At 68.6% G+C, this 24283-nt stretch carries 22 protein-coding genes and 1 pseudogene; 14 read left to right on the forward strand and 9 right to left on the reverse strand.

Features of this window, described 5'->3' with window-relative positions; translation table 11 throughout:
* The 4 genes from NE2_RS32825 to NE2_RS32840 form a co-directional block, all read right to left on the reverse strand.
* A partial coding sequence (locus tag NE2_RS32825) for an MMPL family transporter (RefSeq protein WP_157110994.1) occupies positions 1 to 3358 on the reverse strand: 3358 nt, incomplete at its 3' end.
* Positions 3358 to 4113 (reverse strand): NYN domain-containing protein, encoded by a 756-nt coding sequence (locus NE2_RS32830; RefSeq protein ID WP_063032435.1) that lies wholly within the window; start codon positions 4111 to 4113, stop codon positions 3358 to 3360. The genes NE2_RS32825 and NE2_RS32830, both read right to left, overlap by 1 nt.
* 2 nt (positions 4114 to 4115) lie before the next feature.
* Positions 4116 to 4928 (reverse strand): tRNA (guanosine(46)-N7)-methyltransferase TrmB, encoded by an 813-nt coding sequence (gene trmB, locus NE2_RS32835; RefSeq protein ID WP_373862298.1) that lies wholly within the window; start codon positions 4926 to 4928, stop codon positions 4116 to 4118.
* A gap of 156 nt (positions 4929 to 5084) precedes the next feature.
* A complete protein-coding gene (locus tag NE2_RS32840; RefSeq protein ID WP_063032469.1) occupies positions 5085 to 6440 on the reverse strand; it encodes a lipase family protein in 1356 nt (451 codons plus the stop codon).
* A gap of 400 nt (positions 6441 to 6840) precedes the next feature.
* On the opposite strand from NE2_RS32840, the gene NE2_RS32845 reads away from it, so the two are divergent.
* The 5 genes from NE2_RS32845 (at position 6841) to NE2_RS32865 (ending at position 12658) form a co-directional block, all read left to right on the forward strand.
* Entirely contained in the window at positions 6841 to 7983 is a 1143-nt protein-coding gene (locus NE2_RS32845) for a tRNA modification GTPase (protein WP_233429958.1), read from the forward strand.
* Positions 7970 to 9580: a hypothetical protein gene (locus tag NE2_RS32850; protein WP_233429959.1), complete on the forward strand. Its 1611-nt coding sequence runs from the start codon at positions 7970 to 7972 to the stop codon at positions 9578 to 9580. Before NE2_RS32845 ends, NE2_RS32850 begins: the two co-directional genes overlap by 14 nt.
* 284 nt (positions 9581 to 9864) lie before the next feature.
* Positions 9865 to 11697 carry a phosphoenolpyruvate carboxykinase (GTP) gene (locus tag NE2_RS32855; protein ID WP_063032439.1) on the forward strand — a complete coding sequence of 611 codons (1833 nt, stop codon included), beginning with the start codon at positions 9865 to 9867 and terminating at the stop codon, positions 11695 to 11697.
* Positions 11698 to 11951: 254 nt separating this feature from the next.
* Entirely contained in the window at positions 11952 to 12176 is a 225-nt protein-coding gene (locus NE2_RS32860) for a hypothetical protein (RefSeq protein WP_063032441.1), read from the forward strand.
* A 197-nt stretch (positions 12177 to 12373) separates the two neighbouring features.
* Positions 12374 to 12658 carry a hypothetical protein gene (locus tag NE2_RS32865; protein ID WP_063032443.1) on the forward strand — a complete coding sequence of 95 codons (285 nt, stop codon included), beginning with the start codon at positions 12374 to 12376 and terminating at the stop codon, positions 12656 to 12658.
* Between the two features lie 28 nt (positions 12659 to 12686).
* Here NE2_RS32865 and NE2_RS32870 read toward each other — a convergent pair whose 3' ends face one another.
* A complete protein-coding gene (locus tag NE2_RS32870) occupies positions 12687 to 13475 on the reverse strand; it encodes a class I SAM-dependent methyltransferase (RefSeq protein ID WP_063032445.1) in 789 nt (262 codons plus the stop codon).
* 191 nt (positions 13476 to 13666) lie between these two features.
* On the opposite strand from NE2_RS32870, the gene NE2_RS32875 reads away from it, so the two are divergent.
* The gene (locus NE2_RS32875) at positions 13667 to 14893 is read left to right on the forward strand and encodes a glycosyltransferase family 4 protein (protein WP_063032473.1); all 1227 of its coding nucleotides are present in this window, start codon (positions 13667 to 13669) and stop codon (positions 14891 to 14893) included.
* Positions 14894 to 14984: 91 nt separating this feature from the next.
* On the opposite strand, the gene NE2_RS32880 is transcribed toward NE2_RS32875, so the two are convergent.
* Together NE2_RS32880 and NE2_RS32885 are read right to left on the reverse strand one after the other, a co-directional pair.
* Entirely contained in the window at positions 14985 to 15197 is a 213-nt protein-coding gene (locus NE2_RS32880) for a DUF397 domain-containing protein (RefSeq protein WP_063032447.1), read from the reverse strand.
* Between the two features lie 13 nt (positions 15198 to 15210).
* Positions 15211 to 16173, reverse strand: a complete 963-nt coding sequence (locus NE2_RS32885) for a helix-turn-helix domain-containing protein (RefSeq protein WP_373862299.1) — start codon at positions 16171 to 16173, stop codon at positions 15211 to 15213.
* A 216-nt stretch (positions 16174 to 16389) separates the two neighbouring features.
* Here NE2_RS32885 and NE2_RS32890 point away from each other — a divergent pair, with 216 nt between their 5' ends.
* From NE2_RS32890 to NE2_RS32915, 6 genes are all read left to right on the forward strand, one after another.
* On the forward strand, positions 16390 to 16740 hold the full coding sequence (locus NE2_RS32890; protein ID WP_063032451.1) for a hypothetical protein: 351 nt from the start codon (positions 16390 to 16392) through the stop codon (positions 16738 to 16740).
* Positions 16741 to 17079: 339 nt separating this feature from the next.
* Complete coding sequence (locus NE2_RS32895) at positions 17080 to 17292, forward strand: hypothetical protein (protein ID WP_063032453.1); 213 nt, start codon at positions 17080 to 17082, stop codon at positions 17290 to 17292.
* Between the two features lie 122 nt (positions 17293 to 17414).
* On the forward strand, positions 17415 to 17780 hold the full coding sequence (locus NE2_RS32900; protein WP_063909545.1) for a hypothetical protein: 366 nt from the start codon (positions 17415 to 17417) through the stop codon (positions 17778 to 17780).
* Positions 17777 to 18412, forward strand: coding sequence for a DUF3558 domain-containing protein (locus NE2_RS32905; RefSeq protein ID WP_084494496.1), 636 nt, complete (start codon positions 17777 to 17779; stop codon positions 18410 to 18412). Before NE2_RS32900 ends, NE2_RS32905 begins: the two co-directional genes overlap by 4 nt.
* A 2-nt stretch (positions 18413 to 18414) precedes the next feature.
* Positions 18415 to 19773, forward strand: coding sequence for a WXG100 family type VII secretion target (locus NE2_RS32910; protein ID WP_063032459.1), 1359 nt, complete (start codon positions 18415 to 18417; stop codon positions 19771 to 19773).
* Positions 19774 to 19776: 3 nt separating this feature from the next.
* The gene (locus tag NE2_RS32915; RefSeq protein ID WP_063032461.1) at positions 19777 to 20481 is read left to right on the forward strand and encodes an ESX secretion-associated protein EspG; all 705 of its coding nucleotides are present in this window, start codon (positions 19777 to 19779) and stop codon (positions 20479 to 20481) included.
* A gap of 77 nt (positions 20482 to 20558) precedes the next feature.
* On the opposite strand, the gene NE2_RS32920 is transcribed toward NE2_RS32915, so the two are convergent.
* Positions 20559 to 22508 carry an MmpA family trehalose lipid delivery protein gene (locus NE2_RS32920; RefSeq protein WP_228817763.1) on the reverse strand — a complete coding sequence of 650 codons (1950 nt, stop codon included), beginning with the start codon at positions 22506 to 22508 and terminating at the stop codon, positions 20559 to 20561.
* A 97-nt stretch (positions 22509 to 22605) separates the two neighbouring features.
* Positions 22606 to 23034: an ester cyclase gene (locus NE2_RS32925; protein ID WP_063032463.1), complete on the reverse strand. Its 429-nt coding sequence runs from the start codon at positions 23032 to 23034 to the stop codon at positions 22606 to 22608.
* 89 nt (positions 23035 to 23123) lie between these two features.
* Between NE2_RS32925 and NE2_RS32930 the strand changes: the two genes are divergently transcribed.
* Entirely contained in the window at positions 23124 to 23627 is a 504-nt protein-coding gene (locus NE2_RS32930) for a DinB family protein (RefSeq protein WP_084494498.1), read from the forward strand.
* 71 nt (positions 23628 to 23698) lie between these two features.
* A pseudogene (locus tag NE2_RS32935) lies at positions 23699 to 24283 on the forward strand (polysaccharide biosynthesis protein); the annotation flags it as partial.

Below are 24283 nucleotides of genomic sequence, written 5' to 3' on the forward strand. Positions count from 1 at the left end.
CGTCCTGCGCCGGACCGGCACCTTGGGTGGGAGGCTGTCCCGGGTGGTACGGCGGGGCGTCCGGACGATAGAGCTGGGCGCGGACCGACGGATGCGGCGGCACCTTCGCCGGTTTCGGCGGCAGCACCCGCGGCGTGGTGCCGACCGGAGCGGTCGGCGGCACGGAGTCGGTGGCGTCGGGAGCGGTGTCCGGCGCGGGCACCGTCCGGGGCGGCATACCGGGGCGGACGACCTGCGGCGGCCGTACCACGCCACGGTTCGGGGCGGTATCCGAACCGGGCAGCGAGACCGAGGGCGGTGCCGAAGGTGCTTGCGGCGCTTGGGGTTCGGGAGTGCGCGACGGGGCCTGTCCCGGCTTCGGCGGCCCCGGCACCGGGGCCGCGCCGAGCACGCCGGGAGTGCTGCCGGCATCGGCCGAGCGGGCCGGTTCCGGCGTTCCCGCGCCCCGGACCGCCTCGTCCGCGGCGGAGGAACCGCCGATGACACCGGATTCGCCGATGACACCGGGACCGCTGGAGGTCCGAGCCGGCTGCGGGCGGCCGGAGGGAGGCAACACGCGGGAGGATCGGATGCCGGGCGTTTGCGGCGGGGTTGTCGGGCGCCCGGCCTCCGGACCGGACGGCGTGCGGACCGGGGCTGCGTCGGCAGAGGCCGAGCCGGCGGGTGTTGCCTGATTCCCGGTGCCGTCCGAGGCGTCGGCATCGCTGTCGCCGGACGAGGCATTGCCCGAATCGGCCGACGGCGCATCTGCGCCGGAGTCCGACCGGCGGCGGCCGAAACGCTTGCGCTTCGGGGACTTTTCCGACTTCTCGGCCTTAACCGGCTTCTCCGACGCCGACGAATCGGCTTCCGCCGCCGCGGCCTCCGAGGGAGCAACGGCTTTCGCTCGCGATTCCGTCGACTCTCCGGCGCCCGCCTTGGACCGCGCGGTCCGCGATGCCGACGACTCGGAGCCTTCGGGCCGAGGCGCCTCGGGGCTCTTGGCGCGAGTCGCGCGCGTGGACGTGCCGGCCGCGGCCGGATCGATGCGATCCAACTGCTCGGTCGGCGCCTCCGGGTCGACCCGCAGGAACTTCAACCGCCGCGGCTTGCGCGGGCCCTTCGGCGTCCCGTCGGGCAGCTGCGGCAGCTGCATGGTCACCGGATCGGTGACCGGCGTCGTCTTGACCAGGTCGACGACCTCGCCGGTGCCGGGACGCTCGTCGTCGAGGATGGGTTCGCCCAGGCCGATGCGCTGCTGAATGCGCTTCATCCAGGCCGGGGCCCACCAGCAGTCGTCACCCAGCAGTTTCATGGTCGCGGGAACGAGCAGCATGCGCAGCACGGTGGCGTCGATGAACAGCGCGGCCATCATGCCGTAGGCGATGTACTGCATCATCACCAGATCGGAGAAGGCGAACGCGCCGACCACCACGAGCAGGATCAGCGCCGCCGCGGTGATGATGCGACCGGTCTGCGCGGTTCCGCTGCGCACGGACTCGGTGGTACTCGCGCCCTGGGCGCGCGACTCCACCATGCGGGAGAGCAGGAAGACCTCGTAGTCGGTGGACAGGCCGTAGATCACCGCCATGATCAACACCAGCACCGGCGACATGATCGGCTGCGGCGTGAAATTGAGCAGTCCGGCGCCGTGGCCGTCGACGAAGATCCAGGTCAGAATGCCGAGCGTGGAGCCGAGGCCCAGCGCGCTCATCAACGCCGCCTTGATCGGCAGCACCAGCGAGCCGAAGGTCAGGAACATCAGCAGCGTGGTCACGAAGACGACCAGCACGATCATCAGCGGCATGCGATCCAGCAGCGAATCGATACTGTCCTGCATCAGCACCGGCTGGCCGCCGACCATCAGATCCACATCGTCGGGCACGCTGATCGAGCGCAGATAGGCGATCGTGTCCTCGATGTTCGCGTCCGGCGCCATCGTCGCCTCGGACACCCAGACATCGGAGCCGTTCGGCGGAATGCCCGGCGTGCCGAACGGATCGGTGAGTCCGGGTGCGCCACTGGCCTCGTCGAGGATGGCCTTGATCTCGCCGGTGTTCTGCGTGGTGATGACCAGCTGGATCGGGTCGGTCTGGCGCAGCGGGAAGATCTCGTCGAACTTCTCCTGCGCCATGCGGGTCGGATTGTCCGGCGGCAGATAGGTTTCGCTGATACCGCCGAACTTCAGGTTCTTCACCGGGATGATCAGCAGCAGCAGGATGATGCACAGCGGCACCGCCACCTTCAGCGGATGCTTCATCACCCACTGCGTGGTGCGGCCCCAGAAACCGTTCTCGACCTCTTCGGCGGTCTTGGTCTTGCGGAACCGCTTGAATCCCAGCGCGTCGACGCGCGGTCCGAGGATCGACAGCAGCGCGGGCAGGATGGTGAGCGAGGCCAGCGCGGCCAGCAGCACGGTCGCGATGGTGCCGTAGGCGACCGATTTCAGGAAGCCCTGCGGGAACAGCAGCATGCCGGCGCTGGCGGCGATGATCATGGTCGCCGAGAAGGTGACCGTGCGTCCGGCCGTCATCACCGATCGGCGTACGGCCTGGCGGGTGGTGTAGCCCTCGGCGAGCTCCTCGCGGAACCGGCTGACTATGAACAAGCCGTAGTCGATCGCCAAGCCCAGGCCGATCATCGACACCACGGCCCCGACGAACGAATTCACCTCGGTGACATGGGTGATCGCCATGACGATGCCGTTGGCGCCCAGGACGGTGAGACCGCCGATGATCAGCGGCAGGGCCGCGGCGACGATACCGCCGAAGATGAAGAACAGCAGGATCGCGACGGCCGGAATGGCCAGCATCTCCATGCGCTTCTGGTCGGAGGCGATGGTGTCGTTCAGCTCTCCCGCGACCGGCTGCATGCCCGCCAGCTGGACATCCACGCCCGGGATGTAGAAGGCGTTCTTGACCGCGCGGTAGTTGTTCATCGTGGTCGTGTCGTCGTCACCCTTGATGGCGACCGACGCGAACGCGTACTTCTTGTCCTTACTACCGGTGGCCGAGGCGCTCCAGTCGCCGGTCTCGGTCTTCCAGTAGGCGACGTTGACCTTGCTGATCTGGTCCGGATGGTCCCTGGGCAGGCTGTTGAGATTGTCGGTGATCTTCCGCCCGAACTCCGGATCGTCGATGGTCTTACCGTCGGGCGCGGTGTAGAGCACGATCACATCGGACATGTGATCGCGGCCGTAGACCTGGTCCTTGAGCACCGCGGCCTGCGAGGACTCCGCACCGGGGTCGAACCAGCCGCTGGAGCTCAGATGGTTTTCCAGACCGAACCCGTACGCCCCCAGGGCGAGAAGCGCGGCCACCGCTACACCCAGCACGGTGTAGCGGAACCTGTGGACCAGCTCGCCCCAGCGGGTGAACACTAAGCGACTCCTTGAGCGGGGCGGGAGGTGAGCAGTGCGGACAGCGGCCGGAAGGGCTGCAGCCAGGCTCCCTCGTCGGGCAGCGAGTCGAGGCTGACCCGGGGCAGCGGTTCACGGAACACACCCGGGATGTCCTCGAGATCGACGAAATCGAGGATATCGGACGTGACAGCCCAACTCGCGTGCTCGCGGAATCCGAGCACCTGGACCGGAACCCCGGTGGCCGCGACCTCCTCGAGCGGTTCGCGGAAGGCCTGACCGTCCGCGGAGGCCACCATGATCCCCGCGAGACCGGCTCCGCCGCGGCGTAACTGGATATGTGCCAGCATGTCGCTGTCGACGTCGGAATCCTCGTCGATCTTCGGTTTGGCGAAGACCGCGTAGCCCACGTTGCGCAGCGCCTCGACCCACGGACGCACCACATCGGCGGTTCCGGGGGCGATATTGGTGAAGACGGTGGCCTCGGGTTCGATGCGCTGCGCACTCCCGGCGGACAACTCGGCGGTGCGGGCCAGCAGCCAGCGGCCCAGTGCGTCGAAGCGCGGCCGGTAGGCCGCGGTGGGACGGCCGCCGAGGATGGCGCCCAGGCCCATATCCAGGTTCGGTGCGTCCCACACCAGCAGCACCCGCCGCACACCGGCGGGCTCGGCGACCGGCGTCGCGGGGGCCGCCGCGCCGGCGACGACGTCCGATTCGTCACCGCGCACTGTTCCGGCAACCTCGTCGGCCGGCTGGGCCATCTCCCTGAGACTCATATCTAGATCTTCCCCCAAATGAACTCGGTGATGGCGCTTCCGGCTCGATGCGCCTTGCTCTCGAACTTCGTCACCGGGCGTTCGAGGCCGATCACCGTATCGGTTCCGGGGTGTTCCGCATCGCCGCCGGTAGCCTCGTTCAGGCCTACGAGCTGCGGTTCTCCCGCGGCCACCTCGGCGATATGTTCGGCGTAGCCCGCGTGGTCGGTGGCTACGTGCAAAATGCCGCCACGCTGCAGCCGGCTGGCGATCAGGGTCATCGTCGCGGGCTGCAGCAGCCGGCGCTTGTGGTGGCGAGCCTTCGGCCAGGGATCCGGGAAGAAGACACGCACGCCCGCTAGCGAATCCTTGGCAATCATGTGCTCGAGGACGTCGACGGCATCGCCGCGCAGCAGCCGGATGTTCTCGATGCCTTCTCGCTCGATCCGCTGTACGAGCTGGGCGAGACCCGGCTTGTACACCTCGATGCCGATCAGGTCGAACTGCGGCTCGGCCTTGGCCATCGCCGCGGTCGCGGTCCCCGTGCCACAACCGATCTCGATGATCAGCGGGGCGGTCCGGCCGAACCAGGCGGCGGCGTCGAGCGGCTCGTCGCTCACCTCGCGGCCGATGCGCGGCCACATCCGCTCCCAGGATTGCTGTTGGGTCGCGGTCAACGCGCCACGACGCGAGCGGAAGCTGGTTACCCGCGGGTAGAGGCGGGAGGGCTCACGCTCGGGGGAGGGGCCTTCATGGTTACGCAAGCTGCCGCCTCCGGCCCCGTCGCTACCAGCTGCATCTTCGCGCTGTTCGCGGGGGCCGGCGTGGTTACGCAAGCTGCCGCCTCCGGCCCCGTCGCTACCAGCGGTGTCGTTCGCGGCGTCGTTCACGGCGTCCATTGTCCAGTATTCGATGATCAGGGCCGCAATCGACCGCGTCGAGGAGGGAAATCCCGGGTCAGAAGTGTTGCCGAGAGGGCGCGGAGCCCGGCGTCAGGCGGCGAGCGGCTGCGTCTGCGGCAGTTCCGGTTCGCTCTGCCTGCCCAGCGGCAGGCCCAGGATCATCCGGCCCGCGGTGCCGGCCAGCTCGAACAGTCCGCGCCAGCGCGACGGGGACGCCATCACCGACCAGACGGTCCGGGTCTCGGTGTCGGCGTCGGTGACCGGGCGGCCGGCGATGCGGTCGGCCAGCCAGTCCAGGCTCAGCGGCGTGGCCAGCGGTAACAACGTGAAGTGGTCGCTCAGCCGGTCGCGCAGGTAGCCGACGGTGGCACCGCCCGCCCGATAGCGCTCGACCTGCGCATCGATACACGAGGCGTGGATGATGCGATCGTGCAGCGGCTGGATCACCAGGATCGGGCAGTGCGGGGTGTGCTTCCCGAGCCGCATATCGTCGAACATGTCGCACATCGCGGGGGTGCTCAATACCTCTTCCAGTGGGTGATCGAGGTGTTTGCTGACGTCGTGGCCGGCGAGCCGAGCGAGCGCGACGATCGGTGGCAGCTGAGCCGCGCGTTCCAGCAGACGTTCCCCGGAGCTGGTGATGTGCTTGTCGAGCACATCCTCGAGCGCCGGATACACCTGGCGTAGCGCCGAGATCACGATGGCGGGAAAACCGGCGTACCGGCCACCGTTCAGCCGGATGAACACCTCACCCGGATCGCCGACCGGCGCGCCCAGTACCGCACCGGCGATGGTGAGCTCGGGCGCATAGGTGGGAGCCATCTCGACCAGCCAGGAGCCGGCCATCCCGCCACCGGAGTAGCCCCAGACCACCACGGGGGTGTCGGTACCGAGCCCCAGTGGACGGAAGTGCATCGCGGCGCGGATGCCGTCGAGCGAGCGGTAGCCCGGTTCCCGGGGCGCGCCGAAACGGCCGTCCGGTCCTTCGTGATCGGCGATGCTCACCGCCCAGCCGCGCCGCAGTGCGTTGGCGACGAGCAGCAGTTCGAGCTGGGTGATCGAGCCGGGGACGACGGCGCCGCGGCGGAGAACATAGGAGGGAGCGCAACGCTCGGTGACGGCGTCGATCGCCGATTCGAAGGCCAGCAGCGGGCGGCGTTCGGCCGGATCGGCATCGGCGGGCAGCAGCACCGTGGTCACCGCGACCTCGGCGTCACCGTGCAGATCGTTGCTGCGGTACAGCAGCTGCCACGCTGTCACACGCTGCGGAATCAGGCCCAGCAGCGCGATCTGCACGGGCCGGCTACGCAGAACGGTTCCGGGTGCGTGCGCGGCCGCGTCGGCGGGTGCGCGATAGAAGGGGTCCTGCGACGGCGGCAGCGGCCGTTCGTTCTTCGTCGCGACGGCGGCGCCGTCGTTACCGATGACGTCGACGTTGACGCTCATCGCAACCTCCTTCGGATCCACGGGGCCGGCGCACGGGCGCACGGCCGACCGGGGTCCACACCGCCGAGGCCGCGCACCGGCGGTGCCGCCGGCGGCTTCAGCGTAGGTGATCGAATCCGTGACCCGATAGTTCACCACTGTCGAATTATGCTGTGACACAGGCACAACCACCGTTTCACCGGAGAGATTCCCAATTCCGCGCCAATTACCGCTCACCTGCGGTGATGGTCGAGCCGCAGGCCATCGTCGCCGGTCGCGAGCTCGGGCAAGCGGTTTCGTGTGATCGATTACACATCGCTGTGTGTCGCAACGACGATCGGGCGCGCCGGTGAAAATCCGGTCGGTGCCGACAACCGCCGCGTCTTCTGACAGAATTTGCCGCCGGAAGGGGGTATCACCCGTGTCGAGAGCCACTGCAACCAGCGCTTCGCCGGGCTTCGTGAACGACCACGGCGGGCCCGCACCGGAACTCGAGCAACTCATCGCCACGGTGCGCGTCGGCGCCGGATCCGCCCCGGGCGTCGCCGATCAGCTGGCGAGCGCGGCCGTGGCCTTCCGGCGGCCGCTGCGGATTCAGGTGACCGGCCGGGCCGGCGCCGGGAAATCGACGTTGTTGCGGGCGTTGGCCCTGATGTCGGCGGAGGAGACCGCGCCGGTGGATCAGCCGGGCGTGCCGGATCCGGTGCTCGACGCCGATCTCGTCGTCTACGTGCTGGCGGGTTCGCTGCAGGCCGCCGATCGTCGCGTCCTCGAATCCCTGCGGCCCGAAACCACGATGGTCGTACTCAACAAGGCCGATGCCGTGGGCTCGCGCTGGGGTGATGCGGTGGTGGCCGCCGATCAGGCGGCGCATGTGCTGGGTGTTCCGGTGACGCCGATGGTCGCCGAACTGGCCGTGCGCACCCGCGCCGGCACACCGAGCGACGACGATCTGCGCACGCTGCGCCGCCACGCGGCCGGTGGCGGCGCGGCGCTCACGCTCTCCCCGGAACTGTTCGTCGACCAATCGGCCGGGCCGGATGTGGCCGATCGCCGGGCGCTGCTGGAGCGCTGGGGCCTGCACGGGGTGAGCTGCGCCCTGACCGCACTGCGTCACGAACCGGAGTTGGGACCGCAGCAGTTGCTGCAGCTGCTGCATGCCGTGAGTGGGATCGATCCCGTGCACGCGCGCCTGCACCAGCGCTACGAGCAGATCGCGGCCTTGCGCGGCGGTGATCTGCTCGACGATCTGGCTCGCATCGCTGCGCGCGCGATCCCGCAGGGTGACGGTGGGCGCGCCCGCGACCTGATCGAGGATTACCTGGCCGGTGACGAGGCGCTGTGGACCGCGCTGCAGGCCGGACTGGCTCGCCCGGAGGTCCGTCATCTCGCGACCGGATATCCGTCGGCGACGCCGGCGGACGCCGACGATGCGCTGGTTCGCGCGCAACGCTGGCGCGCGGTGGCCGCCAGCGATATGCCGGCCGCCGCCCGCCGCGCCGCGATCCGGCTGCACAACGGATATATGCGGATGTGGGAGCGGATGAGTAGTGCCGGACTGTGAGGTACCCGGAGCGTCGGCCGAGCTGAACAGTCGGCGGGCGGGCGGGGTGGATCCCGAGGTGCTGGCCGTCGTCGAGCGATGGAATCCGCAGGGCGGCGCGCTGCTGCGCGCGGTTCCCGCCGAACCGGGCCCGAATCCCGTCGCGCCGAACGGAGTCGCGGCGATACATGCGGAAACCATTGCGACACAACCGGTTTCGGTGACAGTCATCGGTCCCGACGACGCCAACACCACCCTGCTGCGTACGGAACTGTCCCGCTTCGAACCGCGCGTAGCGCTCACCGATCCGGTCACCGACCCGGCAACCCTGGTCGCCGCCACCGATTTCGGCCCCGGCAGCGGACCGCCGGTGGCGCTCGTGCTGGTGGACCCCGGCGCCGCCGTCGGCGCCGCACTGCTCGATCCGGTCGCCCGCCTGCAGGCGGTGGGAACGCGAATGCTGTTCGCCATGAACGGCATTCACGCCCATCCCGACTGGCGCTCGATACTGGATCGCGATACCGCCATGCTGGCCCAGGTGCTCGGCGCCGAGCCCGAGATTCTTCCGGTCTCGGCGCGCCTGGCCGTGGCCGCGCGCGGCCACGGCGACGCCGCGCTGCTGGACCGCTCCGGCCTGGCCGCCCTGCACGCCCAGCTCAGCGCCGCCGTCGGGGCCCGGGTCGGCCCCGAGCAACTGGCCGAAGTCACCGCTCGGGTGCTCGCCGACACCCGCGCCCGGGTGTTGAGCCAGATCGAGGCGCTGCGCTCGGGCAGCGCGGTCGCCGCCCTGCGCGCCGAACGTACCGCCGCGCTGGCCTGGCGCGACGGTGGCCGCGCCCAGGCCCTGGCCGCCCTGCGCAATCGGCTGCAGTTGGCCCGGGTCGATCTGACGCACGAGGTCGGCGCCCGCGTCCGCACCGTGAACGCCACCGCCCGTGCCGATCTGGACCGCCTCGACCGCCGCTCGGTGCGCGGCTATCCCGATCTGTTGCAGGCGGCGGTGAATCAGGCCACCGCCGAACTCGACGGCGTGGTCCGTCACCGCCTGGCCGAACTCGCCCGCCAGATCGAGGCCGTGGCGGGATCGGAACCACAGCCCACACTCGCCTCACCGCCGGCTCCACCGACCGATCCCGCACCCCGGGTCGGGTCCGATCCGGAGCGCCGCCACCGCGGCGTCGAGGATCGGCTGATGATCGCCCTGGGCGCATCGGCGGGTTTCGGCCTCGGCCGGCTGATCGTTGCGCCGTTGTCGCTGGTGCCGACGTTGGATTACGCCACCGTGCCGGTCACCCTGGCCCTCGGCGCGGGCGTGGCGTGGTGGGTGGTGCGGGCCCGGGGACATCTGGCCGATCGGGCACATCTGCGGCAATGGGTGACCGATGTGCTGGTCAACGTGAAGGCCCAGCTGGAGCAGCGGGTGGCGACGGCCCTGGTGGAGGCCGAGTCCGAGCTGACCGAACAGGTGGTGCGCGCGAGCACCGCCCGCATGGTCGAGGCCGATCGCCGGGTCGCGGAGCTGGAGGGGCAACTGCGCCGCACGGCCGCCGAACAGCCTGCTCGAGTGGCCGCATGTGAACGCGATCTGGCGATCCTGCGGGCCGCGGTCGCCGGGTGATCCGGCCCGGTCGCGGTTTGCCGGTTCCGCACAGCTGCGGTCCTGGTGAGGTGGGAAGGTTTCGACCGGGTCCCGAGTGAGCAACCCCATTCCGTACCGACCGTCACATCGCGTTAACCTCTTTACTTAAGGAATCCGGGTGTCCGTCTCGTTCTCGTACGCCGCCCAGCCGGGGCGTGCTGTTCGGCGAGCCGGGCGGATGTCCACAGCCAACGGCGGCCTTCCTGGTGTTGAAAGCTGTTTCGGCAGCTCTCTGGCCCGCCGCTCATCTCAGGAGAGTTTTCATGACCTCAGCGACCATTCCTGGTCTTCACGGATCCGATGGCACCGCGCCGACCAAGCATGCCGGACTGCTCGCCTGGGTGCAGGAGGTCGCAGAGCTCACCCAGCCGGAGCAGGTCGTCTGGGCCGACGGTTCCGATGAGGAATGGGACCGGCTGACCGACCGACTGGTCGCGGCCGGCACCTTCCAGAAGCTCAACGAGCACAAGAAGCCGAATTCCTTCCTCGCGCTGTCGGACCCCTCCGACGTCGCCCGCGTCGAGTCGCGCACCTTCATCTGTTCGCGCACGGAGGCCGACGCCGGCCCGACCAACAACTGGGTCGACCCGAACGAGATGCGCGCCACCATGACCGAGCTGTACCGCGGCAGCATGAAGGGCCGCACCATGTACGTGGTGCCCTTCTGCATGGGCCCGCTGGGCGCCGCGGACCCGAAGCTCGGCGTCGAGCTCACCGACTCCGAGTACGTCGTGGTGTCGATGCGCGTGATGACCCGCATGGGCAAGGCCGCGCTGGAGAAGCTGGGCACCGATCGCCCGTTCGTGAAGGCGCTGCACTCGGTCGGTGCGCCTTTGACGGGCGACGTGGCAGATGTCCCCTGGCCGTGCAACGACACCAAGTACATCACCCACTTCCCCGAGGACCGCGAGATCTGGTCCTACGGTTCGGGCTACGGCGGCAACGCGCTGCTGGGCAAGAAGTGCTACTCGCTGCGCATCGCCTCGGCGATGGCGCACGACGAGGGCTGGCTGGCCGAGCACATGCTGATCCTCAAGCTCATCTCCCCGGAGAACAAGAACTACTACGTCGCCGCCGCGTTCCCGAGCGCCTGCGGTAAGACGAACCTGGCGATGCTGCAGCCGACCGTTCCGGGCTGGCGCGCGGAGACCCTGGGCGACGACATCGCGTGGATGCGCTTCGGTGAGGACGGCCGCCTGTACGCGGTGAACCCGGAGTTCGGCTTCTTCGGCGTCGCCCCCGGCACCAACCACAAGTCGAACCCGAATGCGATGGCCACGCTCGAGGCCGGCAACACCGTCTACACCAACGTCGCGCTGACCGACGACCGCGACGTCTGGTGGGAGGGACTCGAGGGCGAGCCCGACCACCTGATCGACTGGAAGGGTAACGACTGGTACCTGCGCGAGACCGAAACGCTTGCCGCGCATCCGAACTCGCGCTACTGCACGCCGATGTCGCAGTGCCCGACCCTCGCCCCGGAGTGGGACGACCCGCAGGGCGTGCCGATTTCGGCGATCCTGTTCGGCGGCCGCCGCAAGACCACGATCCCGCTGGTGACCGAGTCCTTCGACTGGCAGCACGGCGTATTCATGGGCGCCACAATGTCTTCCGAGCAGACCGCCGCCGCCGAGGGCAAGGTCGGCAACGTGCGCCGCGATCCGATGGCCATGCTGCCGTTCATGGGCTACCACGTCGGTGACTACATGAACCACTGGATCAACCTGGGCAAGAACGCCGACGCCACCAAGTTGCCGAAGATCTTCTACGTCAACTGGTTCCGCCGCGGCGACGACGGCCGCTTCCTGTGGCCGGGCTTCGGCGAGAACTCCCGCGTGCTGGAGTGGATCGTCAACCGGATCGAGGGCAAGGCCGAGGCCGAGGCCACCGCGATCGGCAATGTGCCCACCGCCGGCGACCTGGACCTCGAGGGTCTGGACGTGGACCCCGCCGACGTCGACGCCTCGCTGAAGGTCGACCTCGACGAGTGGCGCAAGGAGATCCCGCTGATCGAGGAGTGGTTCGAATTCGTCGGCGACAAGCTGCCCTCGGGCGTGCGTGACGAATTCGAGGCGCTCAAGCAGCGCCTGGGCTAGTCGGACGACGCCGTTCACCGAACGACGAAAGCGAGCCGCCCGCACCGTCTTTGCGACGGGGCGGGCGGCTCGTCATTTCCGCGGTTCCGCGTGCGGAATGGCGCGCTTGTCCTATTCTGATTGTGTTCTGCATCTCACGAATACTCCCCGTGGTTGCGGGGAATTAACTACTCGGCTGAACTGACTGCTTGCAGGTGCTCGTGGATTCCGTTGTCTGGCCGACCGGTCGGGGTATGTGGGAGGTGGGTGTAGGCATGACCGAACTCGGGTTCGATGCTGTCTCGGGATTAGCCGGCGCACGGTGGTCCGATCCGGAAGTGGACTTCACGCCGACGGCGGCGAGTACGCCGCTGCAGCGTGCCGCGGCCCGCTTGCAGGCCGTACTCCCCCCTGGGTGGCAGGTCGACATCGACCTCGCCGCGCCGCGCCCGCACGAAAATCCGCAGCCGGTGCTGCGAGTTCGCTTGTCCGAGAATTGATTCGGGGCACAGTCCCTGGCGTCACGTACTGCGCGCAGCGGACATCCCGGACCGATCGCCCAGCCGGGAGGCGCGAAATCCTACCTCGCGGTTCGCTTTTCGCAAAACGCACTATTGCGTTTCCTGTGATTGCAGAGCATGCTTAGAGCAACATTGTCGGACGATTTTACAAATGCAATCGCAGGGGAGTCCGAATCATGGCGGTGCACGTGGTCGGCCGATCGCTGATGACCAGTGATCAGACCCCACATCAGGCAAGGTTCGTCGGTACCGGGGGCTGGGTGGTGTCCTTTCTGCCCGGCCGGACCTTGACGCTCGAACAGGCGACGGCGGCGTTGCAGGCGGCCGAGGCGGTGGCGGCGGTCCGCTCACTCGCCGACCGCGTCGGCCTGACCCCGCTGGAAACCGTCGGCCTGGCCATGCAGGAGCCGCCGTGGAGCGAACCGGCGCGGCGCACCCGTCGGCGGGGATGGCTGGAATAGATCGGCCGGAGTAGATGCCGGACGCGGCTCAGCGGAGGGGTTTGGCCGCGACGACGACCAGATTGCTGACCAGTAGTTCCCGCACGCCCGGTATGCGCGTCACCCACCACGCCCAGCGCGGGTGGTAGCGGGGGAAGGTGGCGAGGATCCGGGCCCGGCCGCCGGTTTCGCGCGCCCATCGCAGCCCGTCGGCGGCGCTGACGGCGAACAGGGAGCTGCCGAAGCGGTTCTTGGGCTGCTTTCCGGTGCGGCGGGTGTAGCGCCGGGCCGCGAACTCACCGCCGAGGTAGTGCCACGGGCCGGTCTCGTGCCCGCCGAACGGTCCGAGCCACACCGTGTAGGACAGCACCATCAGACCGCCGGGTTTGGTGATACGCAGCATCTCGTCGGCCATCACCCACGGCTGCGGCACATGTTCGGCGACATTCGAGGAAAGACAGATGTCGACGGCGTCGTCGCGGATGGGCAGCGCCATTCCGGATCCGCGGACCGCGCCGGCGACGGTGAGCCCGGCGGCGTGCATTTCGGTCGGATCGGGTTCGATCGGCAGATAGCGCGCGCCCGCCGCCGCGAATTCGTCCGCGAAGTATCCGGGGCCCCCGCCCACGTCGACGATCACGGTGCCGCTGAGGTCCCGGCCGGTCAGATCGCGATAGAAATCGGCGATCAGGTCGGCGGTATCGGCGGCGATCCCGCCGTAGAACCGCGCCGGATCGGTTTGTTCGAAGCGGAAACTGCTCAACAGGCGCAGTGAACGGCGAAGGGTGGCCCGGCGCGCGAAGCGGGGACGCGGTCCGGTTGCGTCGGATCGAAGCATGGCCGCGCCAGTCTATGCGGCCACCGCAGCGACCCGGAACGGCCGTCGGCGGCTATGGTGGACCCCACTGTCGTCCGACGTGAACGATCTGGAGAACCGCCGTGTCCGAAATCGGCCCTCGCGAGCGCGCTGCCGTGGCGCGGCTCTGTGGGCCCGGCGGCGGCGAGAACGAGGCACACCCGAGTGCTGACGTGCGGGAAGTCCTGCTGCTGTGCTGGCGCGATACCGGACATCCGCAGGGCGGCGGGAGCGAGCGGTATCTCGAGCAGGTCGGTGCGCAGCTGGCGGCGCGCGGGGTGAAGGTGACGCTGCGGACCGCGCACTATCCGGGCGCGCCGCGCCGGGAGCGCATCGACGGCATCGAGATCAGCCGGGCCGGCGGGCGCTTCACCGTCTATCCGCGCGCGCTGGCCGCCATCGCGGCCGGGCGGCTGGGCTTCGGCCCGCTGCGCGGAGTGCGGCCGGACGCGGTGATCGACACCCAGAACGGCATTCCGTTCTTCGCCCGGACGGTCTCCGGAGCGCCCTCGGTGGTCCTGGTGCACCACGGCCATCGGGAGCAGTGGCCGGTGGCGGGTCGTGTGGTCGGGCGGATCGGCTGGTGGATCGAATCGCGACTGTCGCCGCGGGTCCATCGGCGCGACCAATATCTGACCGTATCGCTGCCCTCCGCGGAGGAGCTCGCCTCGCTCGGGGTCGATGCGACGCGAATCGCGGTGGTGCGCAACGGTGCCGAACCCGTACCCGCGCAAGCGCCGACCGGTGGCGAATCGACCCGCACCCCGTATCCGAGCATCGTCGTGCTGTCGAGGCTGGTGCCGCACAAGCAGATCGAGGACGCGCTCGACGTCGTGGCGGGTCTGCGTGACCGCCTGCCCGGTCTGCGCCTCGACGTGATCGGCGACGGCTGGTGGGCCGACAATCTGAAAGACCGCGCGCATCGCTCGGGTATCGCCGACGCGGTGGATTTCCACGGCTTCGTCGACGAAGCGCGCAAGCACGAATTGCTCTCCCGCGCGTGGGTTCAGGTGCTGCCCTCCCGCAAGGAAGGGTGGGGTCTCGCGGTGATCGAGGCCGCGCAGCACGGCGTCCCGACCATCGGCTACCGCAGTTCACGGGGGCTCACCGACTCCATCGTCGACGGCGTGACGGGGGTGCTGGTGGACGACTCCACCCAGCTCACCGAAACCGTGGGTGAGCTGCTCACCGACTCCGAGGCGCGAATTGTCATGGGGGAGAAGGCTCGTACGCGAGCTCGCGAGTTCTCCTGGGAGCAGACGGGTAACGGTGTGGGCGAAGTCCTGGCCGCTGCCGCTCGCGGGCAATTCGTCTCGGGGCTGGTCACCGGGCGTGCGACGGTCGCGGAAGCGCCCCGGGCCCCGGTGCGAGACGATCGCGTGGTCCCGAGTCTCCGCTGATCAGCGGGCGCTATCCGCCGTCGCGGCCCGACGACGCTACGCCGGAAAATACTGCGGCGCTTACCAATCGGTGGTGGAACCGGGACTCCGGTTATGTCAGTGGTCGCGTGAACTCGCCGGCCTGCACGCCTGCGGTGAAGGCGTCCCACTCACCGGGGGTGAAGACGAGCGCGGGGCCGCTCGGGTGCTTGGAATCGCGGACACCGATCAGGCCGCGGTCGAGGAACGCGACCTCGACGCAGTCCCTTGTTGCGTCACTTCTGGTGCTCTTGAACCATTTGGCTCCGGATAGGTCGACGTTCACGTCCGCAACTCCCTTACCGCCTGCCGCGAATTAGGTCCCTACTGCTGTCGGCGTCCAGCGCGGCAGCCTGAATCGCCTTGTAAGCACGATCGTACCGATGGATGTCGACTTCTTTCTCCAGGTAAATCTCCCCTGCGAAGTTGGGGACGTAGATCACCGGCGGTTCGATCGGGGCGCCTTTGGGGTTCTTACCGAAGTCGAGAATTGTGAAAGCGCCGGTAACGGCACAGCGTGGCAGCCCTGCGGTAAAGGGCAGCACGCGCAACGTGACGTTCGGCCGAGTGCTGATATCGGCCAGGTGTCGGCGCTGGGCTTCCATGATCCGCTGTCCGCCGATCACGCGGTGCAGCACCGCCTCGTGCAGGACGACGTCCAGCGTGGCCGGGCGAGACGTGCGCCGGATCAGGACCTGGCGTTGCATACGCAGCCTCACCCGGCGGTCGATGTCGACCCGGGACTCGTCCGGCAGACCCGATTCGATGACGGCGCGCGCGTAATCGGCGGTCTGGAGCAGCCCCGGAATCAGTTCGATCTGGTAGGTCTTCAGACTCCGGGCGGCGACCTCGAGCCCCATGTACACATCGAAGTTCTCGGGAATCAAATCGCCGTATTCGTGGTACCAGGACTTCACCTTGGCCTGCTGCGCCAGGCCGATCAAGGCGGCCGACGTGGTCTCGTCGGCATCGTAGATCCGGCACAGTGCTTCCACGTCGAGAACCCGGATGCGTTCCGCGACACCTTTTTCCAGTCGCTGCAGGGTGCTCGATCCGCGCTCCACCAACACCGCGGCCTCGGCGATCGTCATACCCGACGCGAACCGAAGCTCGCGGAGATAGCGGCCGAGTTGTCGCCGGGGCACGGTCGATTCGAGCTTGGGCATCTGTCCACCTCTATGGGTTTCAGGTCTGCTGCGGCTGGGCTTGACGAAAGGTGCCGGTGAGAGTCGAAATCCCCTCCCTGGTCGATTGTTTCGCATGCCATGGTCGCGGTGCTGAGGTTTCGGGCGGATTTTTTCGGTTGCTCCACAACCGCTTGCCCCCGAGGGGTCGACCATGTGTCCTGGGCTGCGCCGGACCGGCGAGAAACGCGCAACCGCAGGTGTGCCGCCTGCGGGAGCGGCCGGTCGAGCACAACGATATCCATTCGCCCACAACGATTGTCGCGCTCATACGTAACAAAGGAGAGCGAAACCATGTACTTTTCGCCTACCGACGATGTTGTCGTTTCGCTACCGGGCATCTGCGATCTCGCGCGGATCGAGATGGCCCACAGTTCGATGCAGCGGCATCGGAGCTGTCGCATCGATCACTGCGCGTGGAAACAGGTGGCCTACCGTACCCTGGTTCACTTCCAGCGGATCCGACCGCCCGCGTTGAGCCCGCGTGAGCGGGCGCACCGGCGCGGCATCGAATTCCCGTGCACCAGCGCCGAGTACCACCCGCATCCGTACGGCGGAGCTCCCACCGAGATCTTTCAGCAGGTGCTCGACGGGCTGAACGAACTCGCCAACGGCCGGTACCCCGATCACGGCCCCGGCGAGTGAGATCCATGGGGACGTGGAATGCGCTGTCCAGCATCGTCACTGTGCTTTCGGGGTGCGGCGTGGTGCTGCTCGCCCTCGGGTGCCTGTGGCCGAACGACGACAAGGCGCCTCCCACGCGTCGGCGACGCCCGGTCGTCGGCCGGTCGCGCCCCGGCGGGCCTACCCGATCGATGTGTGCTCGGCCGGAACACCCTTTCACCGTCGCCGACGCGCATACCTGGATGCAACTGCATCGCGACCACGACTGTCCACGGAAGCGGGCCGCCTTCGCCGCCCTCGTCGCGGCCAGACGGATCCGCCCCGACTCCACCCGCAGGAACAACCTCTGGAGCGTGAGAGATGACCGACGACAATCCGAATAACGTTGCCGCGCAAGCAAAGGCGATGTCCGAGCGCGTTCGCGCGCTGACCGCCCGAGCCGAGAGCGCCGGCTACACACTCGTCCGCAGCGCCGCCCCGCGATACGAATGGACCCTGCTGGACGGCGAATACCGCGAGAACATCTTCTCGACCACCGACCTCGACCGGATCGAACAGTGGCTCGATACGTGATCGCGGCCGGCGAATGACGATCTTGTCACCGACCGCGCCGGGGCAACCCATCGGAACCGTCGAGTAGTCTGATGCGTCGAACTGTATGGGCGCACGACGGCGGTTCGGGGTGGGAGGTCGAGATGGCGCTGGGGAAGGACGCGGCGGCGGAATTGTCGCAAGCCGTGTCGTCAGGGCAGTTCAGGTTGACGCCCGAGGCGGCGAGAGAGGTCGCGGGGCATTACGAGTGGTTCGCGGGGGAGATGGGATCGCGGCAGGAGGAGCTGAGACGTCTTCAGCGCCTCGACGGCTTCGGCGGTTTCGAGTCGGCGCAGCGTTTGCAGCAAGGGTTCGAAGGCAAGGCACATCAAGCATTCGACGCGTACAGAGTTGCTGAAGAATCCGCCCGTCGCATGGCGGCAGCGATATATAGATCTGCGGGTCTGATGAGCGAGGCGGACGCGTCGAACGCAGCCGCGATCAAAGCGGCGAACAGGAGCATGGAATGAGAAGTGTCGCGCGGGTGACTGGGGTCTCATCTCTTGTCGCGTGTATCGCCTCGGCGGCGGCGGTCGCGGCTTGCAGTGCCACCGAAGAGGCTGGCGACTCGAAAGTCAGCGCGGCGCCCATGAGTACCACCGCGTTGGCGAAGCCGACCTTGACTGCGTCCAAACTGCAGCCCCCGTCGCAAGATACCGAATACACGAAGTCGTCCGGTAAGCCGAGGGTCGTGTTCGATCCGTGTACGTGGATTCCTGACGCGCCGTTCGAGAAGTTAGGTCTCACCCCGACGACGCGGGAGCGTGGTTCGGATATCGTCGCCGAGTACACCTTCCTGACCTGTGACGTCAAGAATAGTGACGAGTCACTTCAGATGGACTCAGGTAACATCACCCTCGATGAGGTTCGCCAAAAATATGCAGGGCGGACCCACGAAATAACAGTAAACGGACGCAAAGCAGTTCTCACACCCGAAAAGACCGGCGACAACGAGTGTTCCGTCGATATCGAGACGAAAGCCGGCTACTTCGGGCTCACCGATATCCTGAGCACCCACGGAATCGGCACCGGAATCAGCCCCTGCGACCGGGCGACGGAGATGGCGACAACCCTCGAGCCCTACATCGGTAAGGACAACTGATCGTGGCCGACGACGAGCCGGGCACCACCCCACCCATCATCGGCATCCTCGACGCGGTCAACTCCGGCGATCCCACATTGGACCCGAAACTGGTCCCGAAGAGCAATGCGGCGCAGTTTTATCGACGCTCCGCTGCCGATGCTGCCGCGGCGTCAGGGAATGTCGATCACGATCCGGACTATATTCCGGCGGCTGTGATGGAGCCTTTTCGCTCCCTGTCGCATCAGGCGATCCTTGCCGGGGTGGAGCAGATGAAGCCGGGTGTGATGCACCAGTTCGCCCAGGGGTGGAAGAAGATCGCCGACGCCACCTTGTTCAACAACCTGGCGTTGAATGCCAAGGTGCACAAGAGTGTTGCCGCCGGATGGGAGGGGCGGGCGGCCGATGCGCTCACCGCTGCGACACGGCGATTCACCGATGAGATGTCGGAGATGCACAACGTCGCCCAGAGCGTGATGTCGCGTATCGAGGCTGCCGCCTACGGTGCGGATGTGGTGAAGGCGCAGGTGCCGCCGCTACCACCGCCGAAACCCATACCGACGGTGGCGGGCGCCGAGAGCCCGAAGGATGCCGTCGGCGCCGTGGTCGCCGGTTCGTCGGAGGAACAGGCGGCGCAGTGGGCGATGGTGAACCATTACGTGCCCACGTACCAGCCTGCGGGACAGCAGGTTCCGATGTTCGTACCGCCGAAGGGGCCCGACGAGGGTGGGGGCGTGAATCCGCCGGGAGTGAGTGGGCGGCCGCCCGGCGGCGATACCGGCGGAAATGACGGCCACCAGAGCCCCGGCGGCGACAGCCGATCCGGCACCGGCGACGGTAGCGGCGGTACCGACCAGCAGCCGGGCTCCGATGCGACCGCCGCGGCATCGAATGGACCATCGGCCGCGGCGGGTGGTGCGCAGAATCCGAGCCCCACGACCCCGGCCGGAGTGGATTCCACCGCTACGACTCCCGCTGGTCTCGGCGGGGCCGGCGGGCCGGGCGCGAGCGGTGGCCTCGGCGGCCACTCTGGATTCGGTGGGGTGGGAAGTCGCGGTGGCGGCGGCCCGTCGGCCTCCGGCGGCCCGGGGCGCAGCGTTCCCGGTGCGCCCGGTACCGGAAGTCCGCTCGGTCAGCCAGGCGGGCTCGGTCGTCCGGCTGCGGCGGCAGGGCTGCCGGGGATGCCGGGGATGGGGATGCCCGGAGCGAAGGGCAAGGGCGAAGAAGACAAGGAACGCAAGGGAAATCCCGACCTACTCGTGCACGAGCGCAACAAGTTCGACCTCATCGGCGAGCCGACTCCGGCGGTGCCGCCGGTTTTCGGGGCCGACGCCCACGGGCCCGAGCCCGAGCGGCGTCAGCGCCCGGAGAGCGACTGGTAGCAGATGAAATGGGAGTTCACCCAGGCGGAGTTCATGTACGCCTGGGATCGACTCGGTCTCGACCGGTTTCCGGCGCCGCTGACCGTGCGTCCGGACGTCGGTTCCCAGCTCGAGTGGGAGGCACTCGAACACCAACTGCGTCAGCGCTTTCCGGTGCTGGAAGACCCCGACCTCCTTCCCGTGCTACGAACCGCGGCCGACCCGGACACCTCGTTCGTGATGGTGGGATTCCGCAGGAAGCCGTTGCGCGCCTATGGTGGCATCATCGCGAATATCGGTGTCAGCGTTGTCCAGCGGCCCGGCCCCGACCCGGAAACCGGCGGCAATATCGTGGTCGAAGTAGGAACCCCCGACCTCGTGGCTCGCGTCTTCGCCGCCGTCGCCGGACAGCAACCCGCGGGCATGGTGGGCTCACTGGTGGAAACCTGGGAGCGAGTGCAGGATCCCGGGGACGTCACCACGCTCGTCCGCGATGAGCCCTCCGCCGCACACCGGATACGCAACCTCCTCTCGGCGCCGCGAACAGGGCACGGCCACATAGAGATTCGCGTCGATCGGCGCAGCACACGTCCGTTTCCGCCCCGCTATGTCAGCTGGTTCGACGTCGAGGGTGACGGTCGCTACACCTACGCGCGGCGCTACGGAGACTTCGTCATCGCCCCGTGTGCCGAGCTCGGCCGTACCATCACGGGGCTGCTGGAGCGCTGATGAGGTTCCAACCCGGCCGCAGCCGGCCGTATCGCTGTGGCGGGCGCACCGCCGGCACCGACGTGAATGGTCCACTGTCACCGTCGTTGCCGGTAGCCGAAACGCCGCACCGGTCCCGCGAGCACCGGTATCGCGAGGAGGCCGAGGAGAAGTTGCGCCGCCCACAGCGCGTGTGCGGCGAGGGCTACGGTGCGGTCAGCGACGGTGGCTTTCGCCACGTCTCGTGCGCCCGGTACGCGGTAGAGCGTCAGATCGGCGTCGGAGTACACCGGCTGTAGCCGGCTCAGCGTGGTGCTCGCCTCGCCGACCGTTCCCGGCGTGCGGTGTTCGACGAGAATCCAGCCGACGCCCTGAGCGGCGAGGTCGGCGGGGGCCGCTCCCCGGAGCAGGAGGTTCTCCACCTGCTGGGCGCGTGCTCCCTCACCCGCGACCACTCGCCCCCGGACGGGCAGCACCCCCGTCTGCAAGACGTCCGACCGCAGCATGCGAGGCGCCGGATCCAGTACGGGAACCCTTCCGCTGTAGGGGAATACGCGAAACATCCCGGCCGGGAGCACCGCGACGTCGCCGGGGCCCTCGACCACCGCGGCCACCCGCTGCCACGCCGGAGGGTAGTGCACCGGTCGCAGGGCTCCACCCACACCCCAGGCGAGGTCGGGCAGCGTGAGGATCAGCGCGGCGATGAACAGGAGGGCGGTAAGAGGTTGCGCGGCACCAGGTTCGGCCTGCACCACCTCGCCACCGGCGTTCGACGGTTGGTCCGCATCCGCCGCTCGTGGTGACGGCGCTGCCGACGGGCTGCTCGCATTCGTCGGGTCCGCTTGTGGCGCAGTCTGTTTCGCGATCTCCCTCGTGTGTCGGCGGCCGAGTGCGGCGAGCGCGCGACAGCCCGCCGCCGCGCACAGGGCGTACGCGGGCATGGCAAGGGCGACGTATTTCTGGGTGTCGCGCAGCAGTCCGGCGCCGGGGATGCGCGCGATCAGGGATTCGCCGATGGCGAGCCCCCACCCCGTCGCCCCCAGGGCCGGCAGCAGGATGCAGACGGCGGCCAGTACCAGCAACATCCGCCGGGGATAACGCGTGGCTCGTTCACCCCGGGCTGCCACCGCGCGCACGCCCGAGACGACGATCGCCAGCAGGACGAGGGTCGACAGCACCGCGAAAAGTGTTGTCCGAGAGCCGGGTACCGCCGCACCGTTCCAGATCCCACCCAGTCCGGCCAGGCTCCCCAGGGTGCCGAGCCCCGGTTCGGCCCGCGCGGCGAAGGCCGCCACGCCCGCCGGATCGGACGGTTCGGCCCCGCTACCGGACAGTGCGGTGGCCACCAGCCACGGACTGGCGCTCACCAGCCACAGCGCCACCGCGCCGACGACATTGCGTCGGCCCACCGTGAGAATCGCCAGCAGGCCCGCCAGCAGCGAACCGGTCGGGGTCAAACCCGCCGCGGCGAGAACGCCGCCCAGCATCGACCACGGCGCGGCGGCGACCGGTAGCCCCCGACGCGGCCGGTGATCGTCGGTCGACCGCTCCGTTCCCTCACCGGCCGGCTCCCGGGCGCCGCCGGTCCGTATCCGTTGTCCGAGGACGACGGTCCAGGGCAGTGCCGCATATCCGGCGAGCAAGCTCCAATGTCCCTGCAGCAGCCGTTCGGCGACATAGGGATTCCAGATCGCGGCCGTCGCGGCGACGAGCCGGGGAGCCAGGGAGACCCCCAGCAGGGTGTGCGCGAGCCGGGCCGCACCCCATCCGGCGGCCGTGAGTGCCAGCACCAGGATGGCCTTGACGACGATCCCGCCGTCCACCACCACCGACAGTGCGGCGAGCAATCCGTCCTGTGGCACGGCCCGCGGCGCCGCGTCACCCAGGCCCAGTGCCGCATCGGTGGGATACGACCGGGGCGTGCTCACGCCGTCGCGCAGCAGCAGATAACCCGGCCCCAGCAGCGGCCCGACCACGATCAGGGCGAGCGCCAGGCTGTAGGCCACGGGTACGATCCGGGCCCACCTCGGCGCGGCGGCCGAAGGCAGCTGCGAGCTTCTGGTGTCGTCGCCGTGTTCTCGAGCCCCGGTCACGCTGAGTCACCCTACGTCGGCCGCAATGCCGGCGGCGGTCGCCCGTCCGGTGCTACTGAACTCGCACGCCGATCTGGCGCAGCAACGTCACGTCGTCGAATACCGCACGAGCTCGAGCGATCTTCCCCCCGCGGATCGTGTACAGGCCGAGCTGGGTGTACTCCACCGGCCGGTGGGTCGCGGGGACGCCGCGCAATTCCGCGGAATGGGTGCCGCGGATCGTGATGTGGGCCCAGACCCGGTCGTCCTCCGCGATCAGTTCGTCCACGGTGAAAGTGGCGTCGGGAAGCGCGCGGAAGTAGTCGAGCAGGAACGTGCGGTAGTCCTGCACGGTGAAATCGGCGCGACCGGTGCGGGCGGCGAGGGTCGGGAAGGCGCAATCCGGCGTGAAGCTGTCCCAGATTGCCGCCAGATCCCTGGTCGCGGCGTCGCCGACCTTCATGAATCGGCGAATGACGTCCTTGTTCGCTTCGATCGACATATCAAACCCTCGCATTGAGACCGTATCGTTGATACTAAAGATATGGTCTCAGTGAGATGGTGTCAACGCGGCGAGATGAGGGGTTGGTCATGGATCGATGCGCCGAATGCGGTTTCGAGTACCGGCCGGCCGAGTCGCCGCAGGCCGCGGGCGCGATCGTCGCGGGCGTCACCGAGCTGGCGGCGACGCTGAACGACTGCGCTGACGCGGAGCGTCGCCGCCTTCCGCAGCTGTGGTCGCCGCTGGAGTACGGCTGTCACGTCCGCGACGTCCTGCTCGTGCAGCGAGAACGCATCCTGCTGGCGCGCCGCACCGACCGCCCGGCCCTGCTCACCATGGGCCGCGACGAACGTGCCGATCACGACGGCTACGCCGACCAGGACCCCGCCGATGTCGCACAGGAACTGCTCGTGTCGGCGCGACTGCTCGCGAATGTGCTCGACCGCCTCGCCGGGGACGACTGGGACCGCCGCGTTCTGTACAACTACCCCGATCGCGTCGAGCGCGAACTGCGCTGGGTGGCGGTCCACACCGTCCACGAGGTCCGCCACCATCTGCTCGACGTGCGGCGCCAACTGGCGGACGAGGACTGAAAACAGCCACTCGACGGCGTACCGGCGGGCCTCGGCTGTTCCGGGCGGGGGCGAGGTGGGAGCATGGCGGGATGCCTGCCCTGCGCCGTCTACCCGTGGTCGCGGATATGACCCTGGTGACCGCTGGGGCCATGACCGCGAATATCGCCGGCTACCTGCTGCAACTGCTGGCCGGGCGCTGGCTGGGCGTGGCCGGCTACAGCGCCTTCGCGAGCCTGCTGGCCGTGCAGTTGCTGGCCGCGGTGCCGGCGTTGGCGCTGCAGAATGTGGTCGCACGGGAGCTGGTGCGCGGCGCCGCGGTGGCGACGGTGCGCGGTTTGACCCGGCGCTGCGCGCTGATCGTGGCGGTTGTCGCACTCGCGCTCATACCCCTCGTCGCGGTGCTGCTGCATGTGCCGGCACCCGCCGCGGGCGGAGCGCTGATCGCGGCGCCGGTGCTGGTACTGCTCTCCGGGGAGCAGGGCATTCTGCAGGGAACGAACCGATTCCGTTCGCTCGCAACCGTTCTCGGTGGTTCGGCGATCGCCCGGGTAGCTCCGGCGCTGATCGCGCTGGCCATCGGGGCGGGTGCCGCTGCCGCGCTCTGGGGCGCTGCCCTCGGCCTGCTGGTGGCCACCGTTGCGGCGAACCGGATCGCGCGCCTCGCACTCTCGGCG

It is taken from the genome of Nocardia elegans NBRC 108235 (genome assembly GCF_001612845.1).
GTDB classification, from domain to species: Bacteria; Actinomycetota; Actinomycetes; order Mycobacteriales; family Mycobacteriaceae; genus Nocardia; species Nocardia nova.

What these genes read in the sequence shown, in the direction of transcription:
- NE2_RS32830 (WP_063032435.1), bottom strand. Translation starts at nt 4,113, where the DNA reads ATGAGTCTCAGGGAGATGGCCCAGCCGGCCGACGAGGTTGCCGGAACA.
- NE2_RS32840 (WP_063032469.1), bottom strand. Translation starts at nt 6,440, where the DNA reads ATGAGCGTCAACGTCGACGTCATCGGTAACGACGGCGCCGCCGTCGCG.
- NE2_RS32855 (WP_063032439.1), top strand. Translation starts at nt 9,865, where the DNA reads ATGACCTCAGCGACCATTCCTGGTCTTCACGGATCCGATGGCACCGCG.
- NE2_RS32860 (WP_063032441.1), top strand. Translation starts at nt 11,952, where the DNA reads ATGACCGAACTCGGGTTCGATGCTGTCTCGGGATTAGCCGGCGCACGG.
- NE2_RS32865 (WP_063032443.1), top strand. Translation starts at nt 12,374, where the DNA reads ATGGCGGTGCACGTGGTCGGCCGATCGCTGATGACCAGTGATCAGACC.
- NE2_RS32870 (WP_063032445.1), bottom strand. Translation starts at nt 13,475, where the DNA reads ATGCTTCGATCCGACGCAACCGGACCGCGTCCCCGCTTCGCGCGCCGG.
- NE2_RS32885 (WP_373862299.1), bottom strand. Translation starts at nt 16,173, where the DNA reads ATGCGAAACAATCGACCAGGGAGGGGATTTCGACTCTCACCGGCACCT.
- NE2_RS32890 (WP_063032451.1), top strand. Translation starts at nt 16,390, where the DNA reads ATGTACTTTTCGCCTACCGACGATGTTGTCGTTTCGCTACCGGGCATC.
- NE2_RS32895 (WP_063032453.1), top strand. Translation starts at nt 17,080, where the DNA reads ATGACCGACGACAATCCGAATAACGTTGCCGCGCAAGCAAAGGCGATG.
- NE2_RS32900 (WP_063909545.1), top strand. Translation starts at nt 17,415, where the DNA reads ATGGCGCTGGGGAAGGACGCGGCGGCGGAATTGTCGCAAGCCGTGTCG.
- NE2_RS32905 (WP_084494496.1), top strand. Translation starts at nt 17,777, where the DNA reads ATGAGAAGTGTCGCGCGGGTGACTGGGGTCTCATCTCTTGTCGCGTGT.
- NE2_RS32915 (WP_063032461.1), top strand. Translation starts at nt 19,777, where the DNA reads ATGAAATGGGAGTTCACCCAGGCGGAGTTCATGTACGCCTGGGATCGA.
- NE2_RS32925 (WP_063032463.1), bottom strand. Translation starts at nt 23,034, where the DNA reads ATGTCGATCGAAGCGAACAAGGACGTCATTCGCCGATTCATGAAGGTC.
- NE2_RS32930 (WP_084494498.1), top strand. Translation starts at nt 23,124, where the DNA reads ATGGATCGATGCGCCGAATGCGGTTTCGAGTACCGGCCGGCCGAGTCG.